Annotated in this window: 19 protein-coding genes; 6 read left to right on the top strand and 13 right to left on the bottom strand. The window is 69.5% G+C overall.

Features of this window, described 5'->3' with window-relative positions; genetic code table 11:
* Positions 1 to 65: 65 nt before the first annotated feature.
* The 3 genes from A7U43_RS24645 to A7U43_RS24635 all read right to left on the bottom strand — a co-directional run bounded on the left by A7U43_RS24645 (position 66) and on the right by A7U43_RS24635 (position 3,554).
* Positions 66 to 1,442, bottom strand: coding sequence for a DEAD/DEAH box helicase (locus A7U43_RS24645; protein WP_068000216.1), 1,377 nt, complete (start codon positions 1,440 to 1,442; stop codon positions 66 to 68).
* A gap of 166 nt (positions 1,443 to 1,608) precedes the next feature.
* The gene (locus A7U43_RS24640) at positions 1,609 to 2,649 is read right to left on the bottom strand and encodes an LLM class F420-dependent oxidoreductase (protein ID WP_068000214.1); all 1,041 of its coding nucleotides are present in this window, start codon (positions 2,647 to 2,649) and stop codon (positions 1,609 to 1,611) included.
* A 62-nt stretch (positions 2,650 to 2,711) separates the two neighbouring features.
* Complete coding sequence (locus tag A7U43_RS24635) at positions 2,712 to 3,554, bottom strand: dienelactone hydrolase family protein (protein WP_068000213.1); 843 nt, start codon at positions 3,552 to 3,554, stop codon at positions 2,712 to 2,714.
* A 110-nt stretch (positions 3,555 to 3,664) separates the two neighbouring features.
* Between A7U43_RS24635 and glmS the strand changes: the two genes are divergently transcribed.
* Positions 3,665 to 5,521 (top strand): glutamine--fructose-6-phosphate transaminase (isomerizing), encoded by a 1,857-nt coding sequence (glmS, locus tag A7U43_RS24630; RefSeq protein WP_068000210.1) that lies wholly within the window; start codon positions 3,665 to 3,667, stop codon positions 5,519 to 5,521.
* Positions 5,522 to 5,526: 5 nt separating this feature from the next.
* Positions 5,527 to 6,408 (top strand): alpha/beta fold hydrolase, encoded by an 882-nt coding sequence (locus A7U43_RS24625; RefSeq protein ID WP_082902472.1) that lies wholly within the window; start codon positions 5,527 to 5,529, stop codon positions 6,406 to 6,408.
* A 47-nt stretch (positions 6,409 to 6,455) separates the two neighbouring features.
* Here A7U43_RS24625 and rnhA read toward each other — a convergent pair whose 3' ends face one another.
* Entirely contained in the window at positions 6,456 to 6,908 is a 453-nt protein-coding gene (gene rnhA / locus A7U43_RS24620; protein ID WP_068000202.1) for a ribonuclease HI, read from the bottom strand.
* The gene (locus A7U43_RS24615; RefSeq protein WP_068000200.1) at positions 6,905 to 7,531 is read right to left on the bottom strand and encodes a VOC family protein; all 627 of its coding nucleotides are present in this window, start codon (positions 7,529 to 7,531) and stop codon (positions 6,905 to 6,907) included. The genes rnhA and A7U43_RS24615 overlap by 4 nt, the downstream gene beginning before the upstream one ends.
* A 38-nt stretch (positions 7,532 to 7,569) precedes the next feature.
* Between A7U43_RS24615 and A7U43_RS24610 the strand changes: the two genes are divergently transcribed.
* Complete coding sequence (locus A7U43_RS24610; RefSeq protein ID WP_068000198.1) at positions 7,570 to 8,763, top strand: FAD-dependent monooxygenase; 1,194 nt, start codon at positions 7,570 to 7,572, stop codon at positions 8,761 to 8,763.
* Here A7U43_RS24610 and A7U43_RS24605 read toward each other — a convergent pair.
* Both A7U43_RS24605 and A7U43_RS24600 read right to left on the bottom strand, forming a co-directional pair.
* Positions 8,720 to 9,334 (bottom strand): TetR/AcrR family transcriptional regulator, encoded by a 615-nt coding sequence (locus A7U43_RS24605; protein ID WP_068000197.1) that lies wholly within the window; start codon positions 9,332 to 9,334, stop codon positions 8,720 to 8,722. The two genes, A7U43_RS24610 and A7U43_RS24605, sit on opposite strands and share 44 nt — an antisense overlap.
* Complete coding sequence (locus A7U43_RS24600) at positions 9,331 to 10,131, bottom strand: alpha/beta hydrolase (RefSeq protein WP_068003689.1); 801 nt, start codon at positions 10,129 to 10,131, stop codon at positions 9,331 to 9,333. The genes A7U43_RS24605 and A7U43_RS24600 overlap by 4 nt, the downstream gene beginning before the upstream one ends.
* A 185-nt stretch (positions 10,132 to 10,316) precedes the next feature.
* Here A7U43_RS24600 and A7U43_RS24595 point away from each other — a divergent pair, with 185 nt between their 5' ends.
* Both A7U43_RS24595 and idi read left to right on the top strand, forming a co-directional pair.
* Positions 10,317 to 11,993 carry an HNH endonuclease signature motif containing protein gene (locus A7U43_RS24595; RefSeq protein ID WP_068000195.1) on the top strand — a complete coding sequence of 559 codons (1,677 nt, stop codon included), beginning with the start codon at positions 10,317 to 10,319 and terminating at the stop codon, positions 11,991 to 11,993.
* A 177-nt stretch (positions 11,994 to 12,170) separates the two neighbouring features.
* Complete coding sequence (gene idi, locus A7U43_RS24590) at positions 12,171 to 12,770, top strand: isopentenyl-diphosphate Delta-isomerase (RefSeq protein WP_068000193.1); 600 nt, start codon at positions 12,171 to 12,173, stop codon at positions 12,768 to 12,770.
* On the opposite strand, the gene A7U43_RS24585 is transcribed toward idi, so the two are convergent.
* From A7U43_RS24585 to A7U43_RS24560, 6 genes are read right to left on the bottom strand one after another with little or no spacing between them, the layout of a single operon-like run.
* Positions 12,694 to 13,764 carry a DUF5914 domain-containing protein gene (locus A7U43_RS24585; protein WP_068000191.1) on the bottom strand — a complete coding sequence of 357 codons (1,071 nt, stop codon included), beginning with the start codon at positions 13,762 to 13,764 and terminating at the stop codon, positions 12,694 to 12,696. The two genes, idi and A7U43_RS24585, sit on opposite strands and share 77 nt — an antisense overlap.
* Positions 13,761 to 15,296 (bottom strand): NAD(P)/FAD-dependent oxidoreductase, encoded by a 1,536-nt coding sequence (locus tag A7U43_RS24580; protein ID WP_068000190.1) that lies wholly within the window; start codon positions 15,294 to 15,296, stop codon positions 13,761 to 13,763. Before A7U43_RS24580 ends, A7U43_RS24585 begins: the two co-directional genes overlap by 4 nt.
* Positions 15,293 to 15,997 carry a class I SAM-dependent methyltransferase gene (locus tag A7U43_RS24575; protein WP_068000188.1) on the bottom strand — a complete coding sequence of 235 codons (705 nt, stop codon included), beginning with the start codon at positions 15,995 to 15,997 and terminating at the stop codon, positions 15,293 to 15,295. The genes A7U43_RS24580 and A7U43_RS24575 overlap by 4 nt, the downstream gene beginning before the upstream one ends.
* Position 15,998: 1 nt before the next feature.
* Entirely contained in the window at positions 15,999 to 16,943 is a 945-nt protein-coding gene (locus A7U43_RS24570) for a phytoene/squalene synthase family protein (RefSeq protein ID WP_068000186.1), read from the bottom strand.
* Between the two features lie 13 nt (positions 16,944 to 16,956).
* Positions 16,957 to 18,468: a phytoene desaturase family protein gene (gene crtI / locus A7U43_RS24565; protein WP_068000185.1), complete on the bottom strand. Its 1,512-nt coding sequence runs from the start codon at positions 18,466 to 18,468 to the stop codon at positions 16,957 to 16,959.
* A complete protein-coding gene (locus A7U43_RS24560; protein ID WP_068003687.1) occupies positions 18,468 to 19,580 on the bottom strand; it encodes a polyprenyl synthetase family protein in 1,113 nt (370 codons plus the stop codon). Before A7U43_RS24560 ends, crtI begins: the two co-directional genes overlap by 1 nt.
* A 152-nt stretch (positions 19,581 to 19,732) precedes the next feature.
* Between A7U43_RS24560 and A7U43_RS24555 the strand changes: the two genes are divergently transcribed.
* On the top strand, positions 19,733 to 21,010 hold the full coding sequence (locus A7U43_RS24555; RefSeq protein WP_197499914.1) for a glycosyltransferase: 1,278 nt from the start codon (positions 19,733 to 19,735) through the stop codon (positions 21,008 to 21,010).
* Positions 21,011 to 21,062: the final 52 nt, after the last annotated feature.

Here is a 21,062-nt window from a genome sequence, read left to right as displayed (position 1 = left end):
CGTCGCCAATGGGTCTGGCGTGACCATTTCGTCGATGTCGAGCGAGAGACGTCGAGCCCAGAGGCTCAGCGCGTGCCGGTGCGTGCCGTTCCGGAGCCGCTGCGCCGCTGTCCGCCGCGGCCGCGGCCGCCGCCACTGTGACCGCCGCCGCTATGGCCGGTGCCGCCCGAACCGGCAGCGCCGGAACCGTTGTGGCGCTGAGGCCGACGACGACGCCCGGGCTGCTGCGCGGTGCGCGCGGGGGGCTCCGGGGTGTCGACCACGAGGCCGCCGGTGAAAGAGCGCTCGCCGGGGGCGATCTCCTGCAGCACCGGGTGCGAAGCTCCGCTGAACTTCGTGATGGTGGGCTTGACGCCGGCCTTGCGGGTCAACACCCGCACGTCGGCGACCTGATCGTCGACCATCAAGGTGACCACGGTGCCGTCGTTGCCGGCCCGTGCGGTGCGGCCGGACCGATGCAGGTAGGCCTTGTGCTCGACCGGCGGGTCGGCGTGCACCACCAGGTTGACATCGTCGACGTGGATGCCGCGCGCGGCGATATCGGTCGCGACGAGGACCTGGGCGGAGCCGTCGGAGAATGCCCCGAGGTTACGGGTGCGCGCGTTCTGGGACAGGTTGCCGTGCAGTTCGACTGCCGGGACGCCGCGTGAGTTCAGCTTGCGGGCAAGGCCTTTGGCGCCGTACTTGGTGCGGGCGAACACGATGGTGCGCCCCGGTGATGCGGCCAGGTCGGCCAACACGTCGAAACGTGCCGCGCCGTCGACGTGCAACACATGGTGGACCAGCGTGGAGACCGGCGACTGCTCGGAGTCCACGCTGTGCACGATCGGATCGCGCAGGTAGCGCTGGACCAGCACGTCCACACCACCGTCGAGGGTGGCCGAGAACAGCAGCCGCTGGCAGTCCCGCGGGGTGCGGTCCAACAGCCGCTTCACCGGCGGCAGGAAGCCGAGATCGGCCATGTGGTCGGCCTCGTCGAGCACGGTGATCTCCACCGCCGACAGATCGGCATGGCCGGACTTGACGTGGTCTTCCAGGCGGCCGGGGCAGGCGATGACGATGTCGACGCCCTCGCGCAGCTTGTTGATCTGCGGCTGGGCGCCGACGCCACCGAACACGGTCACCGAACGCAGGCCGGTCGCCTTGGCCAACGGTGCCAGCGAGGCCTCGATCTGGGTGGCCAGTTCGCGGGTCGGTGCCAGGATCAGCGCGCGGGGTCGCCCGGATCGCCGGGGCGTGGCCGATGCCGACAGTCGGGCCACGACGGGCAGCAGGAATGCGTAGGTCTTGCCGGATCCGGTACGACCGCGGCCGAGCACGTCGCGCCCGGCCAGCGAGTCGGGCAGCGTCGCGGTTTGAATGGGGAAGGGGGACTCGATGCCATTGGCGGCGAGTGTGGTGACAACGGCCTCAGGCAAGCCGAGGTCGGCAAACGTAGACAAGAAGGGCTCCAGAAATAGAAATGGTCGTCCTGCCCGGCGCGGATGGTCCGCGGCGCTCGGTGTGACGATCAGCAGAGCTCATATCCGGCTCTGGCGAAGCGGCAAAAGGCAGAACAGACGATGCCGCTGCCGACCAGAGTACCCAACGAAGGCCGATTGCCGGAAACTATGAGGTGAGCGTCACCAATTCCTCGGTGAACCGCAGGGCCTCGGCATCGTCGGTGGCCAGCGGATGCACCAGCATGGTGGTCACGCCGGCCTCCTTGTACGCGGCCAGGCGTTCCTTGACGAAACCGCGTGGACCGACCAGCGACACGTTGCGCACCAACTCGTCGGGAACCGCGGCGATCGCCTCGTCCTTCTTGCCCGACAGGAACAGCTCTTGGATGTGGTCGGCCACCTGGCCGAACCCATAGCGGGTGGCGAGGTTGTGGTAAAAGTTCTTGCCCTTGGCCCCCATGCCGCCGATGTACAGCGCCAGTTGGGGTTTGGCCCAGGCCAGCCGGTCCTCGACGTCATCGCCGATGGCCAGGCTGGCGCTGACCATGATGTCCAGCGGGCCGCGCGCCGGGTCGCGCTTGGCGTAGCCGGCCCGCACCGCGTCACCCCACACCTCGTCGGCCTTCTCCGGGTAGAAGAACACCGGTTGCCAGCCCTCGGCGATCTCCGCGGTCAGCTCGACGTTCTTCGGGCCCAGGGCGGCGATGGTGATCGGAATGTCTTCCCGCACTGGGTGATTGATGAGGCGCAGCGGTTTGCCCAGGCCGGTGCCGCGTTCTGCGGGCAGCGGGATCTGGTAGTACTTGCCGTCATAGGTGACCTTCTCCCGGCGCCAGACCTGCCGGCAGATGTCGACGACCTCGCGGGTGCGTCCCAGCGGGGCGTCGAAGGCCACGCCGTGGAAACCCTCCATCACCTGGGGGCCGGAGGTTCCGATGCCGAGCCGGAACCGTCCGTCGGACACGTAGTCCAGGCCGGCCGCGGTCATCGCCAACAGGGTCGGGGTGCGCACGTAGATCGGCACGACGCCGGACCCGAGCTCGATGGTCGAGGTCTTGGCCGCCAGGTACCCGAGCTGGCTGATCGCGTCGTAGGAGTAGGCCTCGGCCACCAGCGCGATGTCGACGCCGACCTTTTCCAGTTCGACGACCTGCTCGACGGCCTGCTTGAAGCCGCCCGCGTAGCTGAGGAAGATTCCGGTGCGCATGGATGAGTTATATCACCAACCGGTTGGTTGGCCGACCGGTTGGTTGGCCGCAGCGCAAGGGGTCAGCCCTTCAGCAGGGCGACCACCTTGTCCTCCAGCGTGGGCTCGGCGGCGTCGGGGTCCGCGGCGACCGTTTTGGGCAGCACCACCTCCGGGTCGGCGAAGTCGCGGTACTGCCTGTCCCCGGTCAGCACGTGCAACAGATAGCCGGTCAGCAGCGCTCGGGTGGCCTTCTGGGTGCCCTTGTCGGCGCCGGGCAACCCCACCGCCTTGGCCAACCGGCGTCCCTCGATCAGTCCACCGGCCTCCGCTTTGGCCACCGTGCGCAGAGTCGCCCCCGACCAGGCGCGGGCCAAGGCGTCGGCGTTGGATTTGATGGCGGTGGCATCGGCGGGTGCGCGCAGGATGAGCCCGGGCAGCCGCAAGGTGGCGGCCGGTTGTTCGGCCGGTGGGCTCGTGACAGCGGGAAACAGCGCCGCGGCGGTCTGCAACCGCGACCCCAGTCCGGCGGCGGTGAACACCGCGGCGGATCCACCGAAGCCGTGACCCACGACGGCCAGCTTGGCCGGGTGCACGCTGATCTTCCCGGGTCCCAGCCGCACCCCGGCGATGATGTCCAAGGTGGTGCCCAGGTCGACGGCCATCTTGAGCGCCGAGGGAGCCAACGAGCGCTCGGTATCGGGCGCCGCCGCGACGATGCCCCAGGACGCCAGGTGCTCCAGGGTGCCCGCATAGCGGTCGGCAGCGGCCAGCCAGTCGTGCCCGAACGCCACACCGGGCAGGCTCAGGCCTGATTCGGGGGTGTAGACGACGCCGGGCTGGCCCGCGAAAGCGAGGTCTCCGCGCAGGACGCGGTGCGGTCCGCGCCGGGTCAGAGCAGCGAAGAGTTTCTTCGTCTTGGCCACGCATAGACCCTAGTCGACGTCCGCGCACCGCGATCGGCGGCTGTGGCGATGAGCACCGTGGCGCTGCGCGAAGCGGGTCTGCCCGGCCCGCTGCACTACCCTGGGTGGCTATGTGTGGAATCGTCGGCTATGTCGGGCAGCGCCCTGCCTGCGAGATCGTCGTCGATGCGCTGCGGCGAATGGAATACCGCGGCTATGACTCGTCGGGGGTCGCCCTGCTCGACGGCGCCGGTGGGCTCACCGTGCAACGGCGGGCGGGTCGGCTGGCCAATCTGGAAGCGGCTCTCAAGGACGCCGGCGACCTGCGCGGTCAGGCCGGGATGGGGCACACCCGGTGGGCCACCCACGGCCGCCCCACCGACCGCAACGCGCACCCGCATCGCGACGCCAGCGGCAAGTTCGCCGTGGTGCACAACGGCATCATCGAGAACTTCGCGGCCCTGCGCGCCGAGCTGGAGACCGCGGGCGTCGAGTTCGCCAGCGATACCGACTCCGAGGTGGCCGTGCACCTGGTCGCGCAGGCGTACCGGGACGGGGACACCGCCGGAGATTTCGTCGCCTCCGTGCACAAGGTGCTGCAGCGCCTGGAGGGTCACTTCACCCTGGTCTTCGCCTTCGCCGACGAGCCCGGCACCATCGTGGCCGCGCGCCGTTCCACCCCGCTGGTGGTCGGTGTCGGTGACGGCGAGATGTTCGTCGGCTCCGATGTGGCCGCCTTCATCGAATACACCCGGGAGGCCGTCGAACTCGGCCAGGACCAAGCCGTGGTGATCACCGCCGACGGCTACCGGGTGACCGACTTCGCCGGAGCGGACGCACCGGCGCGTCCTTTTCATATCGACTGGGATCTGTCGGCCGCCGAAAAGGGCGGCTACGAGTACTTCATGCTCAAGGAGATCGCCGAGCAGCCCGCCGCCGTCTCCGACACCCTGCTCGGACATTTCGTGGACGGCAGGATCGTGCTCGACGAGCAGCGGCTCTCCGATCAGGAACTGCGTGAGGTCGACAAGGTCTTCATCGTCGCCTGCGGTACCGCCTACCACTCCGGCCTGCTGGCCAAATACGCCATCGAGCACTGGACCCGGTTGCCGGTCGAGGTGGAGCTGGCCAGCGAATTCCGGTACCGCGACCCGGTTCTGGACCGCAGCACCCTGGTGATCGCGATCTCGCAGTCCGGTGAGACCGCCGACACCCTGGAGGCCGTGCGGCACGCCAAGGAGCAGAAGGCCAAGGTGTTGGCCATCTGCAACACCAACGGCAGCCAGATTCCGCGCGAGGCGGATGCGGTGCTCTACACCCGCGCCGGACCGGAGATCGGTGTCGCGTCCACCAAGACCTTCCTGGCGCAGCTGACCGCGAACTACCTGGTCGGGCTGGCGCTCGCGCAGGCCCGCGGCACCAAGTACGCCGACGAGGTGGCCCGCGAGTACCACGAGCTCGAAGCCATGGCCGACCAGGTCGCGCGGGTGCTGACCTGCATGGAGCCGGTGACGGCTCTGGCGCAGCGGTTCGCGAAATCGAGTGCTGTGCTTTTTCTCGGCCGCCATGTCGGCTACCCGGTGGCACTGGAGGGCGCGCTCAAACTGAAGGAACTGGCCTACATGCATGCCGAGGGCTTCGCCGCCGGCGAGCTCAAGCACGGTCCGATCGCGTTGATCGAGGACGACCTGCCGGTCATCGTGGTGATGCCCTCGCCCAAGAGCGCGGCCACGCTGCACGCCAAGCTGCTCAGCAATATCCGCGAGATTCAGGCCCGCGGTGCGGTCACCGTCGTCATCGCCGAGGAGGGCGACGACACGGTGGCGCCCTACGCCGATCACTTGATCGAAATACCGGCGGTGTCAACGCTTTTCCAGCCGCTGCTCTCGACGATCCCGATGCAGGTGTTCGCCGCCGGGGTGGCGCAGGCGCGTGGTTACGATGTCGACAAACCGCGCAACCTGGCCAAGTCGGTCACCGTCGAATAGTGGCAGTGGGCGTCGGACGCTTGCGTAGCGAGTCGGCGCGTGCCCACTTCGCCCGGGTGTACGACCAGGCACTGGCGGTGTTGCCGCCGATCGCCGAGATCCGCGACGTGCCGACAACATTCGGTACGGTGCGGGTGTACCGATTCGACGGTGGGCCGGGGCGTCCGGTGATGTTGTTGCCGGGCCGCAACGCGTCGACCCCGATGTGGGCGGAGAACTTGCCCGGCTTGCTGGCGCACCGCACCGTGTATTGCGTTGATCTGCTGGGTGAACCGGGGATGTCGGTGCAGGATGCCCCGCTTTCCGGGGCGGACGATCAGTCGCGCTGGCTCGAGGAAGTGCTGTCCGGGCTCGGACTGGATTCGGTGCATCTGATGGGGGTCTCCTTCGGAGGGTGGAGCGCGGTCAATCATGCCGTGCGCCACCCGGGCAGGGTGGCGTCGCTGGCGCTTCTGGATCCGGTGCTGACGTTCGCGCCGATTCCGCTGCCCACCATGCTGGCGTTCATTCCGATGGGGTTGCCGGGTGTTCCGGGCGCGCTGCGACGCCGGATCCTGCGGTGGATCTCCGGTGGGGCCGACGTCGAGGAATCGGAACCGGTGTTTGTGCTGATCGATGCCGGCACCGCCGATTTCGAGCTCCACCAGCCGGCACCCACCCTGTTCTCGCCGGCGCAGCTACGCGGTCTCCAGGTCCCGGTACTGGCGATCATCGCCGGGCGCAGCGTCATCCACGATGCCCGCCGCGCGGCGTCCACGGCCCGAAAATTGTTGCGGCACGGTCAGGTCGAGGTCTGGGACGGGGCCTCGCATGCACTGACCGGTGAGTATCCCGATCGGATCGCGGCGCGGGCGGTGCGGTTCTGGGATGACACCGACACGTCCTGACATGTCAGCCGGCCCGGCGCACCGGACGGCAGGCGACGGTGGGAGGATCAGGCGCCGGCGATGGCCTGCTGAAGCCCCCGGGTCGCGAGCACATCGGCAAGTTCGTTGTCGGCGATGCCGGAATGTCCCTTCACCCAGAACCACTCGACCTGATGGAGCGCGCACGCGGCCTGCAGGCGTTGCCACAGATCGACGTTCTTCACCGGCTGCTTGGCGGCCGTCAGCCAGCCGTTGCGCTCCCAGCCCAGTACCCACTTGGTGATGCCGTTGCGCACGTAGGTGCTGTCGGTGTAGAGATGCACCAGCACCGGGCGGGTCAGCGCCTCCAGCGCCATGATCGGCGCGGTGAGTTCCATGCGGTTGTTGCTCGTCTCGGCGGGCTCGCCGCCACACATCTCGCGCACATGGTGGCGGTGGCGCAGTACGGCGCCCCACCCGCCGGGACCAGGGTTGGGCCGGCAGCCGCCGTCGGTGTGGATGACCACCGGATCGTCGCTCATGAACTGAGAATAGGTGCCGAGAGCATCGCCGTCCGTACCGACATACCGAACTGCTGGTGGCCCACCGTGGTGATCCGTCGGCCCGGCTGAACCGCATCCTTGACCGGCGTTGTCCGACCGCTGAAATAGGCGGCGGTCCGGTCGATATCGGCGACGTTGTAGGTGATTCCCCACAGCGTCGACGGGCCGTCGCCGGCCGGATCCGGGGCTCCGACAACCTCGATGATCACCGCGCCGAAGCGGAAGAAGACCTGCCGAATCGGCCGGCCGCCCAGGGTGCCGAGCCGTTCCCGGCGCGGTGTCATCCCGACCGCGGCCAGCGCGGCGACGGTACGGTCGACGTCGGGGGACAGCACCACGATGTGGTCGATCCCGGTGACGCCGTTGGCATGCTCGGCGGGTGCGGTGGGCGCGCCGCCGGCAACCGCGGTCGGGATGCCGTCGATGTCCCGGGCGTCGAGCCCGCGCAGGGCCCAGCCGATGATCCCGATGCCCCGCTCGCGCCCGACCAACCGGATGCCGACGTCGCCGACCCGGCAGGTGCCGTCGGTGACGGTGAACCCGGCCGTGCTCCACGCCTGCGGCGGGTCGGCGACCACGAGCTCGTCGACGGTGATGGCCATGACCGCGAGACTACGACGCGAACGGCTACGTTCGAAGGGTGGCCCCTCACGCTGTCATCTCCGGCGCCGGTATCGGCGGACCCGCCCTGGCCGGTCAACTGGCCGCGCGCGGCTGGCGCACCACCGTCCTCGAGCGGTATCCCCAACGCCGCGACGAGGGGCAGAACGTCGACATCCGCGGCGCGGCCCGCGAGGTCGTCCGGCGGATGGGCATCGACGCCGACGTGCGGGCGGCCAACACCACCGAGGTGGGGATGCGCCTGTTGCGGGCCGACGGTTCGACGGCCGCCGCCTTCCCGGTCTCGCTCGGAACAGATGGGCCCACCGCGGAACTGGAGATCCTGCGCGGGGAGTTGTCCCGCATCCTGATCGAGCGCGCCGCGACCACCGAGTTCCGGTTCGGCAGGCAGATCGCCGACGTCAGCGATCACGACGGGCACGTCAGCGTCGCTCTGGACGACGGCAGCAGCGTCGAGGCCGATCTGCTCGTCATCGCCGAGGGCCTGCACTCCCGGTCACGGCGTTTCGTGGCCCCGACGAAGGTGCACGAGCTCGGCATGTATCTCAGCTACGCGACCATCCCGCGGCGCGACGACGACGACAACTGGTGGACCTGGCAGAACGCCACCGAGTCCCGGTCGGTGCACCTGCGCCCGGACAATCTCGGCACCACCCGCGCGATGCTGACGTTCCTCTCCGACGTCCGGGGTTTGGACGAACTCGACCGTGGCGCCCTGGTGAGGGTCCTGCGGCGCACGTTCGACGATCTCGGCGGTGCCGCCCCGCGCATCCTGGCCGAACTCGAAGCCGGTGCCCCGATGTACTTCTCGTCCGTCGGGCAGATGAGCAGTCCCCGGTGGAGCAGGGGGCGCGTCGCACTGCTCGGCGATGCCGCGCACTGCAACGCCACCTTCGGTGGGGCGGGCACCAGCCTGGCCCTCATCGGCGCCTACATCCTGGCCGGCGAACTCGGCACGGGCGCCGATATCGAGTCGGCCCTGCCCCGGTATCAGCAGCGGATGAGGCCCTTCGTCGATGCCGCACCGCTGGTGCGGCCGCGGATGTTGCGGCTGGCCAACCCGCGCACCCGGGCGGGTATCCGCGTGCTGCACACCGTGTCGGGGGTGGTCTCGGGACCGGTCGGTCGGGCCGTGACCGCGGCGGCCTCGGCGGCGGGTCGGCTGCCGATCAATCTTGCTGCCGGGGATCCGGCACTGCCCACCTATCTCTGAGTCCGCCGATCAGCAACGTCAGCAGGTTCTCGAAGGTGGCGTCAGCGTCGGGGGTCTGACCGATGCCCACCTGCTCGATGGTGACGGCGCCGTGAATCGCGCCCCAGACGATCTGTGCAGCCTCCACTGAATCCGATTGTGGAGGAAGCGATCCCATCTGATCGATCAGGGTGGCCAGGGTGTCGAACACCGCTCGGCCGGTCACCGCCACCGCCGAGGACTGGTCCCGCAGGGGGCTGCCCACGCCGAAGATCAGCGAGTAGCGGGCCGGATGGCGCAGCGCGAACTCGCGGTAGCCACGGCAGGCGGCGCGGAACCGTTCGGCCGAATCAGCGTCGTCTGCCGCGCCGATGGCGGTGGCCAGCTCTTCGAGTGCTCGGGTCGCGAGCGCGACCACGAGTCCCTCCTTGTTCACGAACCGGTGGTAAACGCTCATCGGGGAGACAGCAGCCTCGTGCGCGACGGCGCGCACGGTCACGCCGTCGGTGCCGTCACGATCCAGCACGGTCTCGGCCGCGGTGAGCAGCGCGGCCGAGACCTGATGGCTGGCGGTACGCCGGCGCGGTGTCATGCCGCCCGGGTGACCTGGCGTTGCGCCATCCAGTCCAGCGCGACGTCGGCCACGTCGCGCCAACCGTGGTCGATGGTCAATGAGTGGCCGCGTCCGTCGAACTCATGGAAATCGGTGATGGCGGAGGACTTCTCGTACAACCGGTGGGCGGCCCTGGTGCTCGCCGGCGCCACGGTGTGGTCGGCGGTGGCCCCGGTGATAAGCAGTGGACCCCGCGTGCTGTTGGCGGTGTCCACCTTGGCCGGCGAGTTCTTCGCGAAATTCGCCGCGGCGGCCTCGAAGAGCGGCCGTCCCGGTGACGGGATGGCCCATTGCCGCCAGAGCGCGTCGGATTCCGCCTGGGACAAGGCATTCCCGAATCCGTACCGCCACTGGGCCTCGGTCAGTCCCTTGGCGCGCCCCTTGTTGCCAGGATTGCCGAGGATGGGGAAGGCCGAACGCAGTTGCGTGAACGGTAGCGGCTTGACTCCCTTGATGGGGGCGGGGTCGATCGCGATGGCTGCCGCAGCCCTGTTCTGGCCCAGCAGCTTTTGCGCGATGAGCCCGCCGAACGAATGTCCGATCACCACCGGCGGGGCGTCGAACTGTTCGAGGTGCTTCGCGAAGTGCTCGGTCAGCTCGTCGATCCCGTTACCGGCTTGATCGGCGGCGTGACGGCGGGTCTGCTCGGGGGTGGCGTGCTCACCGGGCCACGGCGGCGCGACCGCTCGATGACCGTGTGCGTGGAACAGTTCGATCCACGGCTGCCATGCGGTGTGCGCAACCCAGAGTCCATGGATGAAGACGACGTTGGCCATGACCATTCCTATCGTGTGTGGTGATCTTATGGAACAATGTTCTATAAGCGATGGTGGGTGTAACTGCGCCCGGCTGCGGTTTATTTCCGATCGGCGCCGCGCGGGTTATCCCCAATCGCGGATTCATCCACAGTCCGGGCTTTGGGCATTGGGCGCGGGCCTCGATCCGGACGATAATCGAAAATATGTTCGATGAGCAGCTGGCCGAGGTGGCCGCGGCGCGGACCCCGGCCACCCGGGTCCGGGCCTTCGCCCGGCTGGAGAACGCGGCGTGCGCGGCGCGACTGGCATCCATGGCGGACATGCTCGCAGCGGCGTATGCGGCGCAGGGCTCGGCCGATCGGGAGCAGTGGCGGTTCGACAACTGGTCGGCGGTGTGCGCGCAGATCGGCGCAGCGCACGGCATCACCAGCGGGATGGCTTCCGGGCTGTTGATGGACGCCGTGGCGCTCGCTGAGCGGTTACCGAAGCTGCGCGAACTGTTCGCAGCGGGCGCCCTCTCCTATCGGACGGTGCACATCGTGTGCGGCCGCACGATGTTGGTCAAGGACCCCGATGCCCGCCGTGCCGTGGACGCGGCACTGTCCACGCAGTTCGGATCCGGTGCCGCGATGTCGGTGGATCAGATCGAGAAAGCCGTCGACACGGTGGTGTTGACCCACGATCCGCTGGCGGTACGCCGCTGCGAGGCCAGCGCGCACGGACACCGGGCCGACGTCTTCATCGATGACGCGTCGGGCACCGCGCATCTGAACGCGTCCCTGTCGGTGACCGACGGGATGGCGCTCGATCAGCGGGCCGATGCGTTGGCCCGCACGGTATGCGCGCACGATCCGCGCTCCCTGGACATACGACGCGCGGCGGCGCTCGGGGCGATGGGTTTCGGTTGGGACCGGCTGCCGTGTCTGTGTGAACGTGCGGACTGCGCCGCCGGGGCCCGGCCGCCGGCCGGTGGCGTGGTGATCTACGTGGTCGCGCGCCAAGACGCGGTCGACGCGGTTCCCGAGTCTGCGCCCGGCCCCGCGCCCGATCCCGGTCCAGAGCCCGACCCGGAGCCGGAGTCGCAGCCGCCCCAGCCCGACTCGGAGTCGCAGCCGCACCCGGGCCCAAAGCCCGACCCGGACCCGGACCCGCTGCCGGTCGGTGACCTGACGGCGCAGCGCCGAGCGCTTGTCGCCCGGCGCAGGCCACTGTTCGCCAAGCCGTGGTACCGGCACACCTGGCCCGAGCTGATCTCGGGTCTGCGCGGGGACCGCGGTGAGCTCTGCCCCGTCGCGCCCGGGGTGATCCTGGGCGGGCCGGTGCTCCCCGCGCCGGTGATCGCGCAGATTGCATCGCACGCCACGTTGCGCCCCCTCGTCCACCCCGGGCAGTCCCCACCGGAACCCCGGTATCGGCCGTCGACAGCGCTGGCTCGGTTCATCCGCTGCCGGGACCGCACCTGCCGGTTTCCCGGCTGCACCCGCACGGTCACCGATATCGACCACACCATCGCCTACCCGTTCGGGCCGACCGCCGCGTCGAACCTGGTCGCGCTGTGCCGCGAGCACCACTTGTGCAAGACGTTCTGGGCGGGGTGGCGCACCCGTCAATTCACCGACGGCACCCTGGAATGGACCGATCCCGACGGCGGCACGCACATCACCAGGCCGGGCAGCCTTGCGCTGTTTCCCGAACTCTGCACGCCGACCGCGCCCGTCCCGCCCGTCGGGAGCCCGCCACCGCAGCACACCGCCGGACTGACCATGCCGCGGCGTGAGCGCACCCGGGCCGAGGACCGTGCCAGCCGCATCGACGACGAACGGCAATCCAACATCGGCTGGGTGCAGCGGTACCGGCGGGAGTTGGTCGCACCGTTCTGAGCGGCGGGCCGGCCGACATGCCGGCGCGTCGACCAGTTGCTAACCTCCCCGGGTGAACCGCCCCGGCTCGGCACCCCACCCAGTGGTACACGGGCACCGACTTCGTCCTCGTCGACGGTGCGCCCGCGGTCCACTTCTCCGGCCTCACCTCCAACTGCGAGGACCAACTGCGCTGACATGCGAAACGTTTCGGTACCGGACCCAGCGGCTATCACCTCCGGTGTGAGAACCGTCCCCGAGGAGCAGGTCGTCCTGCTCGATGATGCCGGCAACACCATCGGGCAGGCCTCGAAGGCCGCCGTGCACCACGGCGATACACCCCTGCACCTCGCGTTCTCCTGCTACCTGTTCGACGACGCCGGCCGTGTCCTACTGACCCGCCGCGCGCTGACCAAACAGACCTGGCCGGGGGTGTGGACCAACTCCTTCTGCGGGCACCCCGCGCCCGGCGAGGCGATCATCGACGCCGTGCACCGGCGCGGCCACCAGGAACTCGGAGCATCGATCCGCGATGTGCACTGCGTACTCCCGGAATTCCGCTATCGCGCCCGCGCGGCCGACGGCACCGTGGAGAACGAGATCTGCCCGGTGTTCTGCGCGCTTCTCGACGGCGAGATCGCCGCGGCACCGCACGAAGTGATGGACATGGTGTGGGTCGATTGGAGCCAGGCGCGCACCGCCGCCGCCCTGGACTGGGCGATCAGCCCCTGGGCGCAGGATCAGATCCCGCTGCTGGAGGCGGCGGACCTGCCGCGGTGGGCCCGTCCGGCGGCCTGAGCAACGCCGCCGTGCCGTCGGCATCCTGACGGTTCACCTCGCGCAGCCGCTCCGCGTACTCCAGATCGTCACGCCACAGCCGGTGGGCCGCCCGCCGCATGAACGGCGTGATCACCGATTGGGCCCGCAGCGCATGCGCGAAACCGGGACGGTCGGAATGCGCGATGACCGCCTCGATCACCGTGCTGCGCGGCCGGCCGTCGGGCCCGACACCGTTCGGGGTGGCGTGGGTCTCCACCACGCTGCCGCTGCCCTCGCCGTCGACGATGCGCATGGTCAACGTGCGGGGCTCCGGGCTGGTGAATTCGGCGATGACCGGCACGCCGAAGCGGCCGATATGGAACGTCACCGCCACCAAAAACCGGTCTTCGTCCTCGGCCAGCCCAGGGTCCTCCGGTGGTGCGCTGAGGACCTCGAGCCTGGCGAACGAGTACGGATGGAACCAGGCGCCGTGCCAGGGATCCATCCGGTTGGCGATGATGTCGGCGGGTTCGCACGCGCCGGTGAGGCTGGTGACGGCCGAAATCCGCGGATCACCGGGCCGCGCCGGCAGCACCGGGAAGTCCGTCGGTGGCTCGCCGCCGATGCGATCGAGACGCACCCACACCAGCACACCGTCATCGAATGCCGGCAACGCCGGCCAGTCGGGCCGTCCCCGCCCGGTGAGCCGTAACCCGTGCCACGGGCAGATCAGCTGGCCGGCGTCGACGACGGCAGTGCACAGGTCCGCGCCCAGGTGCGGGCAGCGCGCCGGACCGGCGTGCACCGTGCCTTCGCTGTCCCGCCAGCAGACCAGCTCGGCTCCGGACACCGTCGCGCCGAACGGCTTCTCGGCGACATCCGTGCTCGCCCCGACCACATACCAATTGCCGCTCGGTCTGCGCTGCGACCTCGCCAGCGCGGCGGCGATCAGCGACGGGTCGGCCTGGCCGACCGTCGGGCGCTGCCGGCTCCACTCGATGCGCGGGAGTAGTTGGAAAGGCCACGCTTTCATGCCCGGATCCGCCCTTCCACCCGGTCGGCCAGCCGGCGCAGCACGGCAGAACGGCCGCGCACCGGCACCGTGTACAGGTCGTGCCCGCGCACCCCGAAACGATCCAGCAGGGCGTTCGCGGCGGCGAAGCCGGTGGTGGCCGCGCGTTCCATCAGCGCCACCGGCACGTCGATGCGAATCCCGTCACCGGCCAGCACCAGGCCCTCCTCGGGGGTGGACACGGTCGGACGGTTCGCGAAATCACCCGGACCCAGTCGCGGACAGTCGTTGCGGCACAACGTGCTTTCGTGCACCACACCCGCCGCCGCAGTCTCCGGGAACAAGGCGTGCATCCGCGCGTCGAGTTGCCGGCGCAGCTCGGGGGTGTCTTCGGTGACGGAGTAGGCGTGCAACTCCACCACGGAGCCACCGGTACGTTGCGCCCAGGACGTCGCCTCGCGTTCATAGCGGTTCAGCACGCTGATGTTGTCCAGCGGCGGCAGCCCCCCGGTGCCCAGGAACGCCGGACGGTCACCGTCGACCGGCCGGTCCAACCACAGCCGGCGCACGACGAACGGTGCCGCCGAACCGAGGTCTCCGATACGGGCACGCCAGTCACTGTCACCCAGACCCGGTGACTCGGCGACGATCCGCTGCAGCGCCGGCACTTCGGTCGCCAGCACCACCGCGTCCGCGGTCAGGGTGCTGCCGGCGACGTCGGTCACGGTGAACGTGGCGGCATCGTCGCGGCGCACGCTGTGCACCGCGGTGCCCAACCGGATGTCCGCACCCTGACCCTGCAGATAGCGCTGCATCGGCTGCCACAGCGCAACATCGAAATTCGCGGCGGCCACATCGAACACCAGGCCTTCGCTGGACCCGAGGAAATAGATGTGGAACATCGTGGCCAGCTCGGCGGCCGACAGAGCCTCCGGCCGGGTGAAGAAGCTGCGCGAGAACACCTCGAACGCCAGATGCCGGGCGGCCTGGGGAAAGTTGATGTCCCGCAGGAAGGACTCCGCGTCGAGATCATCGAGTCGCCAGTAGGTTTCCGGCACCGACACGGCGGCCAGCGGCGCGGCCGCCTTCGCGTCCAGGCGCACCAGATCACGCAGCCGGAACGTCGGGCTGCGCAGCGCGAACGCCATCGCATTGAACGGCGGGGTACGGGGGAGCCCGCGAAACGTGTCGCGCCGGCCGTCGGCGTCAACCAACGGGTAGTCATCGAGCGGACTGAACATGCTCAGCCCGGGATCGGCGCGGCGCAACAGATTACGCAGGTTGTAGTACTGGCGGAAAAAGGCGTGGAAGCCACGGTTCATCGCCACCGCGGTGCCGTCCGGGAGGGTCTCGGTCCAGCCGCCCACCCGGCCACCCAGATAGGCCTCCCGCTCCAGGAGGTGCACCGCGACGCCACGCTCAGCCAGTGCCGTCGCCGCGCTCAGGCCCGCGATGCCCCCGCCCACCACGACAACCGTGGGACGCGCGGTCAGCTGCGCGGCATCCGACACCCCCGCCGCAGCGGGATGACGTACCCGCCGGTTGTCGATCACGCCGGCGCCCTGCCCAGGAAGGTGTGCACGATGCCGTTCTGCCAGCCCGGCATCGTCAGGCTGGACACATCGACGAAACCGTTGTCTTGCAACCGCTCCCGGAAACGCGCCGCCCCGTCGAAACTGTTGACGCTGCGGCGCAGATAGCGGTAGAGATCCGCATCCCCGGTGCGGATCTTCCCGGCCGGGATGATGACTGCCGATGACACCAGATTCCACATCGCGGTGGCACGACGCGAGTCGCGCACCGAATACTCGTGGGCGGCAAAGACACCCCCGGGTTTCAGCAGCGTTCGCAGTGCGCGGAGTACCGGATCGGGGTCGGGCAGGTTGCGGACCAGATAGGCGGCCAGGATCCCGTCGAACGGACCGCTCACCCCGGCCTGCTCCAGGTCCTCGGCCCGGCTCTGCACGAACGACACCGTGTCGGGCCAGTCCTTCGCCCGGGCGCGGGCCAGCATGCCGGCGGAGCCGTCGACCCCGATGATCTGCGCATGCGGTGCCTGCTTCAGCAGTGCGGCGGTGGAAGCTCCGGTGCCGCAACCGATATCGAGAAGTCGCAGACCTCTTCCGGCGTCGGGAAGCTGCATGCGCTGGGCGGAGAGCCGAAGATGGCTGTGGTATCCGGGGTTGGCGCCGACCAATCCGTCATAGGCGTCGGCGCCGGCATCGAAGGCCTCGGGAACGTTGTAGGTCGCGATCTCAGGCCTCCCCGTGGCGGGCGCGGGCGCGCCAGGCGTCGATCAATCCCCGACCCGCCACCTGCAGGCGTCTGCGGTTGGACACGGTGGCCCGGCGGCTGAAGACCTCGAAGTCCATCTCCTCGATACAGTCGAGGATCTCCGAGTACAACGTCAGCGCCGCCCGGATACAGGGCCGGGACTGCGGCTCCAGCATCGCGATACCCAGTTCGGCGTGCTCGTAGATCCGCCGGGTCATCGCGTGCTGCTCGACCAGCGCCGCGCGCAGCCGCGGATCGGTGCGCCGGTTCTGCTGGCACCAGCTCAGCACATCGCGGTCCACACCGTGGGCGGCGAGCTCATCGGCGGGCAGATACACCCTTCCACGGGTCAGGTCCTCGTCGATGTCTCGCAGAAAATTGGTGAGCTGGAAGGCCTTTCCGAGGGCGGCGGCATGTGGTGCCGCCTCCTCGCGGGGGACGACCGTGCCCAGCACAGGGAGCAGCTGCAGCCCGATCACCTCGGCGGAGCCGTACATGTACCTGTCCAGCGCGGCGCGGTCGGGATAGTCCGTGACGGTCAGATCCATCCGCATGGAGGCCAGGAAATCGTCGAATAGCTGCCAGTCCAACCCGTAATTGCGCGCGGTGTCGACGACGGCATCGAGCACCGGGTCGTCACCTTCCACCCGGTCGAGCACCAGCCGGCTGTGCAGGGCATCGGCCAGGCCCTGTAACTCGTCGGCGCGCGCGGCGGTCGTGCGGTCGTCGAAACCGTCCAGCACGTCGTCGGCGCGCCGGGCGAAACCGTAGAGCGCATGCACGGCCGGGCGTTGGCGAGGTGAGAGCAGCCGCGTCGCCAGGAAGAACGTCTTGCCGTGCGCGGCATTGAGCGCCCGGCACCGTTGGTAGGCGGCACGCAGCTGCGCACCTTGTACGCCCGCCGCGTCCAGTTCGGAGTGGATCATGTGCCGGCCCCCATCATCGCGTCACAATCTGCTGGCGGGCCGGTGATACGACCCCGGTGATTCTGTCGGCGGCGAGGCGACCCGACACGATGGCGGTCGGAATACCCACGCCGGGCACCGTGGAGGACCCGGCCAGCACCGCGTTGTCGATACCGCGCACCGTGTTCCCGGGCCGGAGCGGCCCGGTCTGGCCGAAGGTGTGTGACAGCGCGAACGGGGTGCCCGCGATCATCCCCTGGCGCGCCCAGTCCTGCGGCGTCACGACGTGCAGGATCTCGGGATCCGCACCGAGGTGCGGCATCCGCCTGGTGACCGTGTCCAGCATGTCGGCGGTGTAGTCGTCGCGACGGGCGTCCCAGTCCAGGCCGCCCACCGCGGTATTGGGCGCGGGGGCGAGGACGTAGAGCAGGTCGCGTCCGTCGGGCGCGAGGGCGGGGTCGCCGGCGGTCGGGCGGGTGACCAGCAGCGAGGGGTCCACCATCGTGCGGCCCTGATCGATGATCTCGTCGAACGTCCGGTCCCACTCGTCGCCGAACAGGATCGTGTGATGTGAGGCGGCATCTGCGGGAGATGCTGCGCGGCAGCCGATATGAGCCACCACGGCGGACGGTGCCGGCCGGAGCCGGACGGCGCGCCGTGGTGTGCGGCCGAGCAGCCGGTAGGTGTCGGGCAGCTCGGTGGTCAGGATGACCGCGTCGGCGGTGAACCGCTCACCGGCTTCGGTGCGTACCGCGGTCACTCGTGATCCGGACCGTTCCAACTCGGAAACCCGTGCGTTGTAGTGGAATTCGACCCCGGCATCGGTGGCTGCGGCCGCGAGCGCGTCGGGTAGTGCGCGCATGCCGCCGCGCGGAAAGTACACCCCCGACACGGTGTCCATGTACGCGATGACGGCGTAGGCGGCGAGCGCCCGCTTGGGTGGTACCCCGACGTAGAGCGCCTGGAAGGTGAACACCCGCAGCAGGCGTTCGTCGGTGATGAACCGGCGCACCATCGGCTCCCAGCGCCGGAACCCGCCGATGGCGGCAAGTTTGGCCAATTGGGGGGTCAGCAGCGATAGCGGTGACTCGAAGTTGGCGGCGATGAATCCGTCGAATTCGAGGCGGTACAGCCGGGTCAGCCAGTCGCGCATCCGCAGATAGCCCTCGGCCTCGGCGCGGCCGGCGAAGCGCTCGATCTCGGCGGCCATGGCGGTGGCATCGCTGTGCACATCGAGGCTGCTGCCGTCGGCGAAGGACGCCCGGTAGGCCGGTTCGACGGGCATCAGGTCGAGGCGCTCAGCGGTGAGATCTCCGACAGCGGCAAAGGTTTCGTCGATGATGTCGGGCATCGTCAGGACGGTCGGACCGGTGTCGATGTGATAGCCGGAGACGTCGGCACGGCCGACCCGCCCACCGGGGTGGGATCCGCGCTCCACGACGGTGACCCGCAGTCCCCGCCCGGCCAGATGCAGCGCCGCCGACAGTCCGGACAGGCCGGCGCCCACCACGACCACATGTTCGGTGCGCCCGGGCACGGTGCGCATCAGGCTGTCCGCTCAGTGCAGGCCGAGGCCATCGTGATCAGCGCCGATCGGGCGTCGGGCGCGACGTCGGCGGGGCCGAGGCTGCTCAGTACCTCGACCGCCGCGTTGACTCGGTCAACGATCATGTTCTCTATCCACTGCACCGTTCCCACCTCTTTGATCAGGGCCTGCCACCGAGTCACGTCATCGGAGCCGAGATGGTCGGCCGTCATGAATTCCTTGAACTGACGCTGCTGGGCGCCAGAGGCAAGTTCGTATCCGGCGACCACCACGGTGGTCGCCTTGCGCGCGATGAGATCGGTCCCGGTCGGCTTGCCGGTCGTCGCCGGCGCACCGAAGACACCGAGCAGATCATCGCGGAGTTGGAAGGCCTCGCCGATGGCTTCGCCATAGCGGCCGAGCACATCGAGCACGGCGTCGTCACATCCGGCCAGGGCGGCACCGATCTCCAGCGGCCGGCGGACCGTGTAGTTGCCCGATTTGCGGCGTGCGACGTCGAGCACATCGGTCAGGCTGGGAAACCCGGCGCTGTCGTTGACCAGGTCGGCGAACTGGCCGACCGCCAGTTCCGTGCGCATCGCGTCATAGCGCGGCCAGGCGCGCGACAGTGCGGCACCGTCCACCCCGCTCTCGCGCAGCATCTGCTCGGCCCACACCAGGCACAGGTCACCGAGCAGCACCGCGGCGGACTCACCGAAGCGGGCCGGTGATCCGGGCAGCCCACGTTCCTGATGCCATCGCTGGAACGCGCGATGGGCGCTCGGGCGGCCGCGCCGCATATCGGACTCGTCCATCACGTCGTCCTGCACCAACGCGAACGCGTGCAGAAGTTCGAGACTGGCCGCCGCCCGGACCGTCGCGGCCGAGACGGGCGCCCCGCACTGCCAGCCGAGATAGAGGTAACTGGAGCGCACACACTTGCCCTCGGCCAGCAGGCCGCGCAGCACGTCCTCGGCGATGTCGACGTGGGCCCCGCGCAGAGTGTCGCGGCACCGCGTGTCGAGAAACTCGGTGACCGCGGCCAGCACGTCCGCGCGCAGCGGCGTGAGCCACGCAGAATCTGTCGAGCCGGCTACAGGTGGCTGGGTAGCGGCCCCGGTTCGTGCTGCCATCAGACCCATTTGTACCCCTTTTTCCGGCGGTTAAGCATCCAGTTTTGCGCTTTCTCCGGGGCCCTGCAGCGCGGGCTGCGGCCGCTATGATCATCGGCGGTTTGAGCGGTTGAGGACCGGGGCACAGATACCCACCGAGCGAAGGAAGAGGATTGGCCCGATACCTGCTTGCCGTCAGTCCGATCCGCGGTCATGTGCTGCCGATGATCGACATCGGCGCGGGTCTGCGCGCACTCGGCCACGATGTCACCCTGCTGACCGGCCCGGGATTCGTCGAGCCCGCGCGGCGGGCCGGGCTGCCCGCCATGACCCTGCCCGATGATGTCCACATCGATCCGCCGTCGGCGGCGCCCGCCCTGCTGCGCCGCGCTCCGGTGCAGCTGCGCCGGTTCTGGCTGGGCCGCGCAGAGTTGGACAGCGTCTTCGCGAAACCGCTCTGCGGCGAGGACCGTGCCCTGCGTGCCGCGTTGCGCAGTAGCCGTTTCGACGCCGTGCTGGCCGATGTCACGTTCACCGGGGCGGTGCCGCTGCTGCTGCAGGACGGCCGCCGCCCGCCGGTGGTGGTATGCAACGTCGGCCCGCTGACCCTCTCCAGTGCCGACGTCCCGCCCTTCGGTATGGCATGGCAGCCCGAAGCCGGCGTCGACTACCGGCCGATGACGGCCGTCGCGCACCGCCTCATCATGCGCGGCAGTCAGCGCAGGTTCGATCGCGCGCTGCGCCGCGCCGGGTCCCGCCGCAGCCCGGTGTTCATCAGTGACTGGCCGCGATTGGCCGACGCGGTGGTCGCGTTGTCGGTCCGCGAGTTCGAATACCCGCGCTCGGACCTGCCGCCCACAGTGGATTTCGTGGGACCGGTACTGGCGGCAAAGTACAAGGGCGACAGGGCATTACCGCCGTGGTGGCCCGATGTGCAGCGGGCCGGTGCGGTGGTGCACGTCACCCAGGGGACATTCGACAACACCGATCTGGATCAGCTGATCGCGCCCACCATGGCGGCCCTCGGCGATCGGGACGACCTGCTGGTGGTGGTCACCACCGCGCGTCCCGACGCGCGACTGAGCGCCGCGATACCGGCGAATGCGCGGGTCGCCGACTGGTTGCCGTACTCGGCCCTGATGCCGCATGTCGATGTGATGGTCACCAACGGCGGCTACGGCGGGGTGCACTACGCGCTGAGCCACGGCGTGCCGCTGGTGGTCGCGGGCGAAACATCCGACAAGGCGGAGGTGGCCGCCCGGGTCGACCACACCGGCGTCGGGGTGGACCTGGGCACCTCGACGCCGACGGCCGCGGCGATCCGCGCGGCCGTCGATCACGTGCTCCGCGATGACCGGTATCGGAGGGCGGCGCGACGCATGCAGCGCGCGATCGACGCGACGGCTCCCATCGATGCCATCGCCAACACGCTCAAACGCGCTGCGGGGTGACGGTATCTGTCGCCCGCGCGGCCTCGCGGGTACCCGCATCGGCGGTAGCGTG

It is taken from the genome of Mycobacterium adipatum (genome assembly GCF_001644575.1).
In the GTDB taxonomy this organism is placed as follows: Bacteria; Actinomycetota; Actinomycetes; order Mycobacteriales; family Mycobacteriaceae; genus Mycobacterium; species Mycobacterium adipatum.
This window is presented reverse-complemented; position numbering and strand designations above follow the sequence as displayed.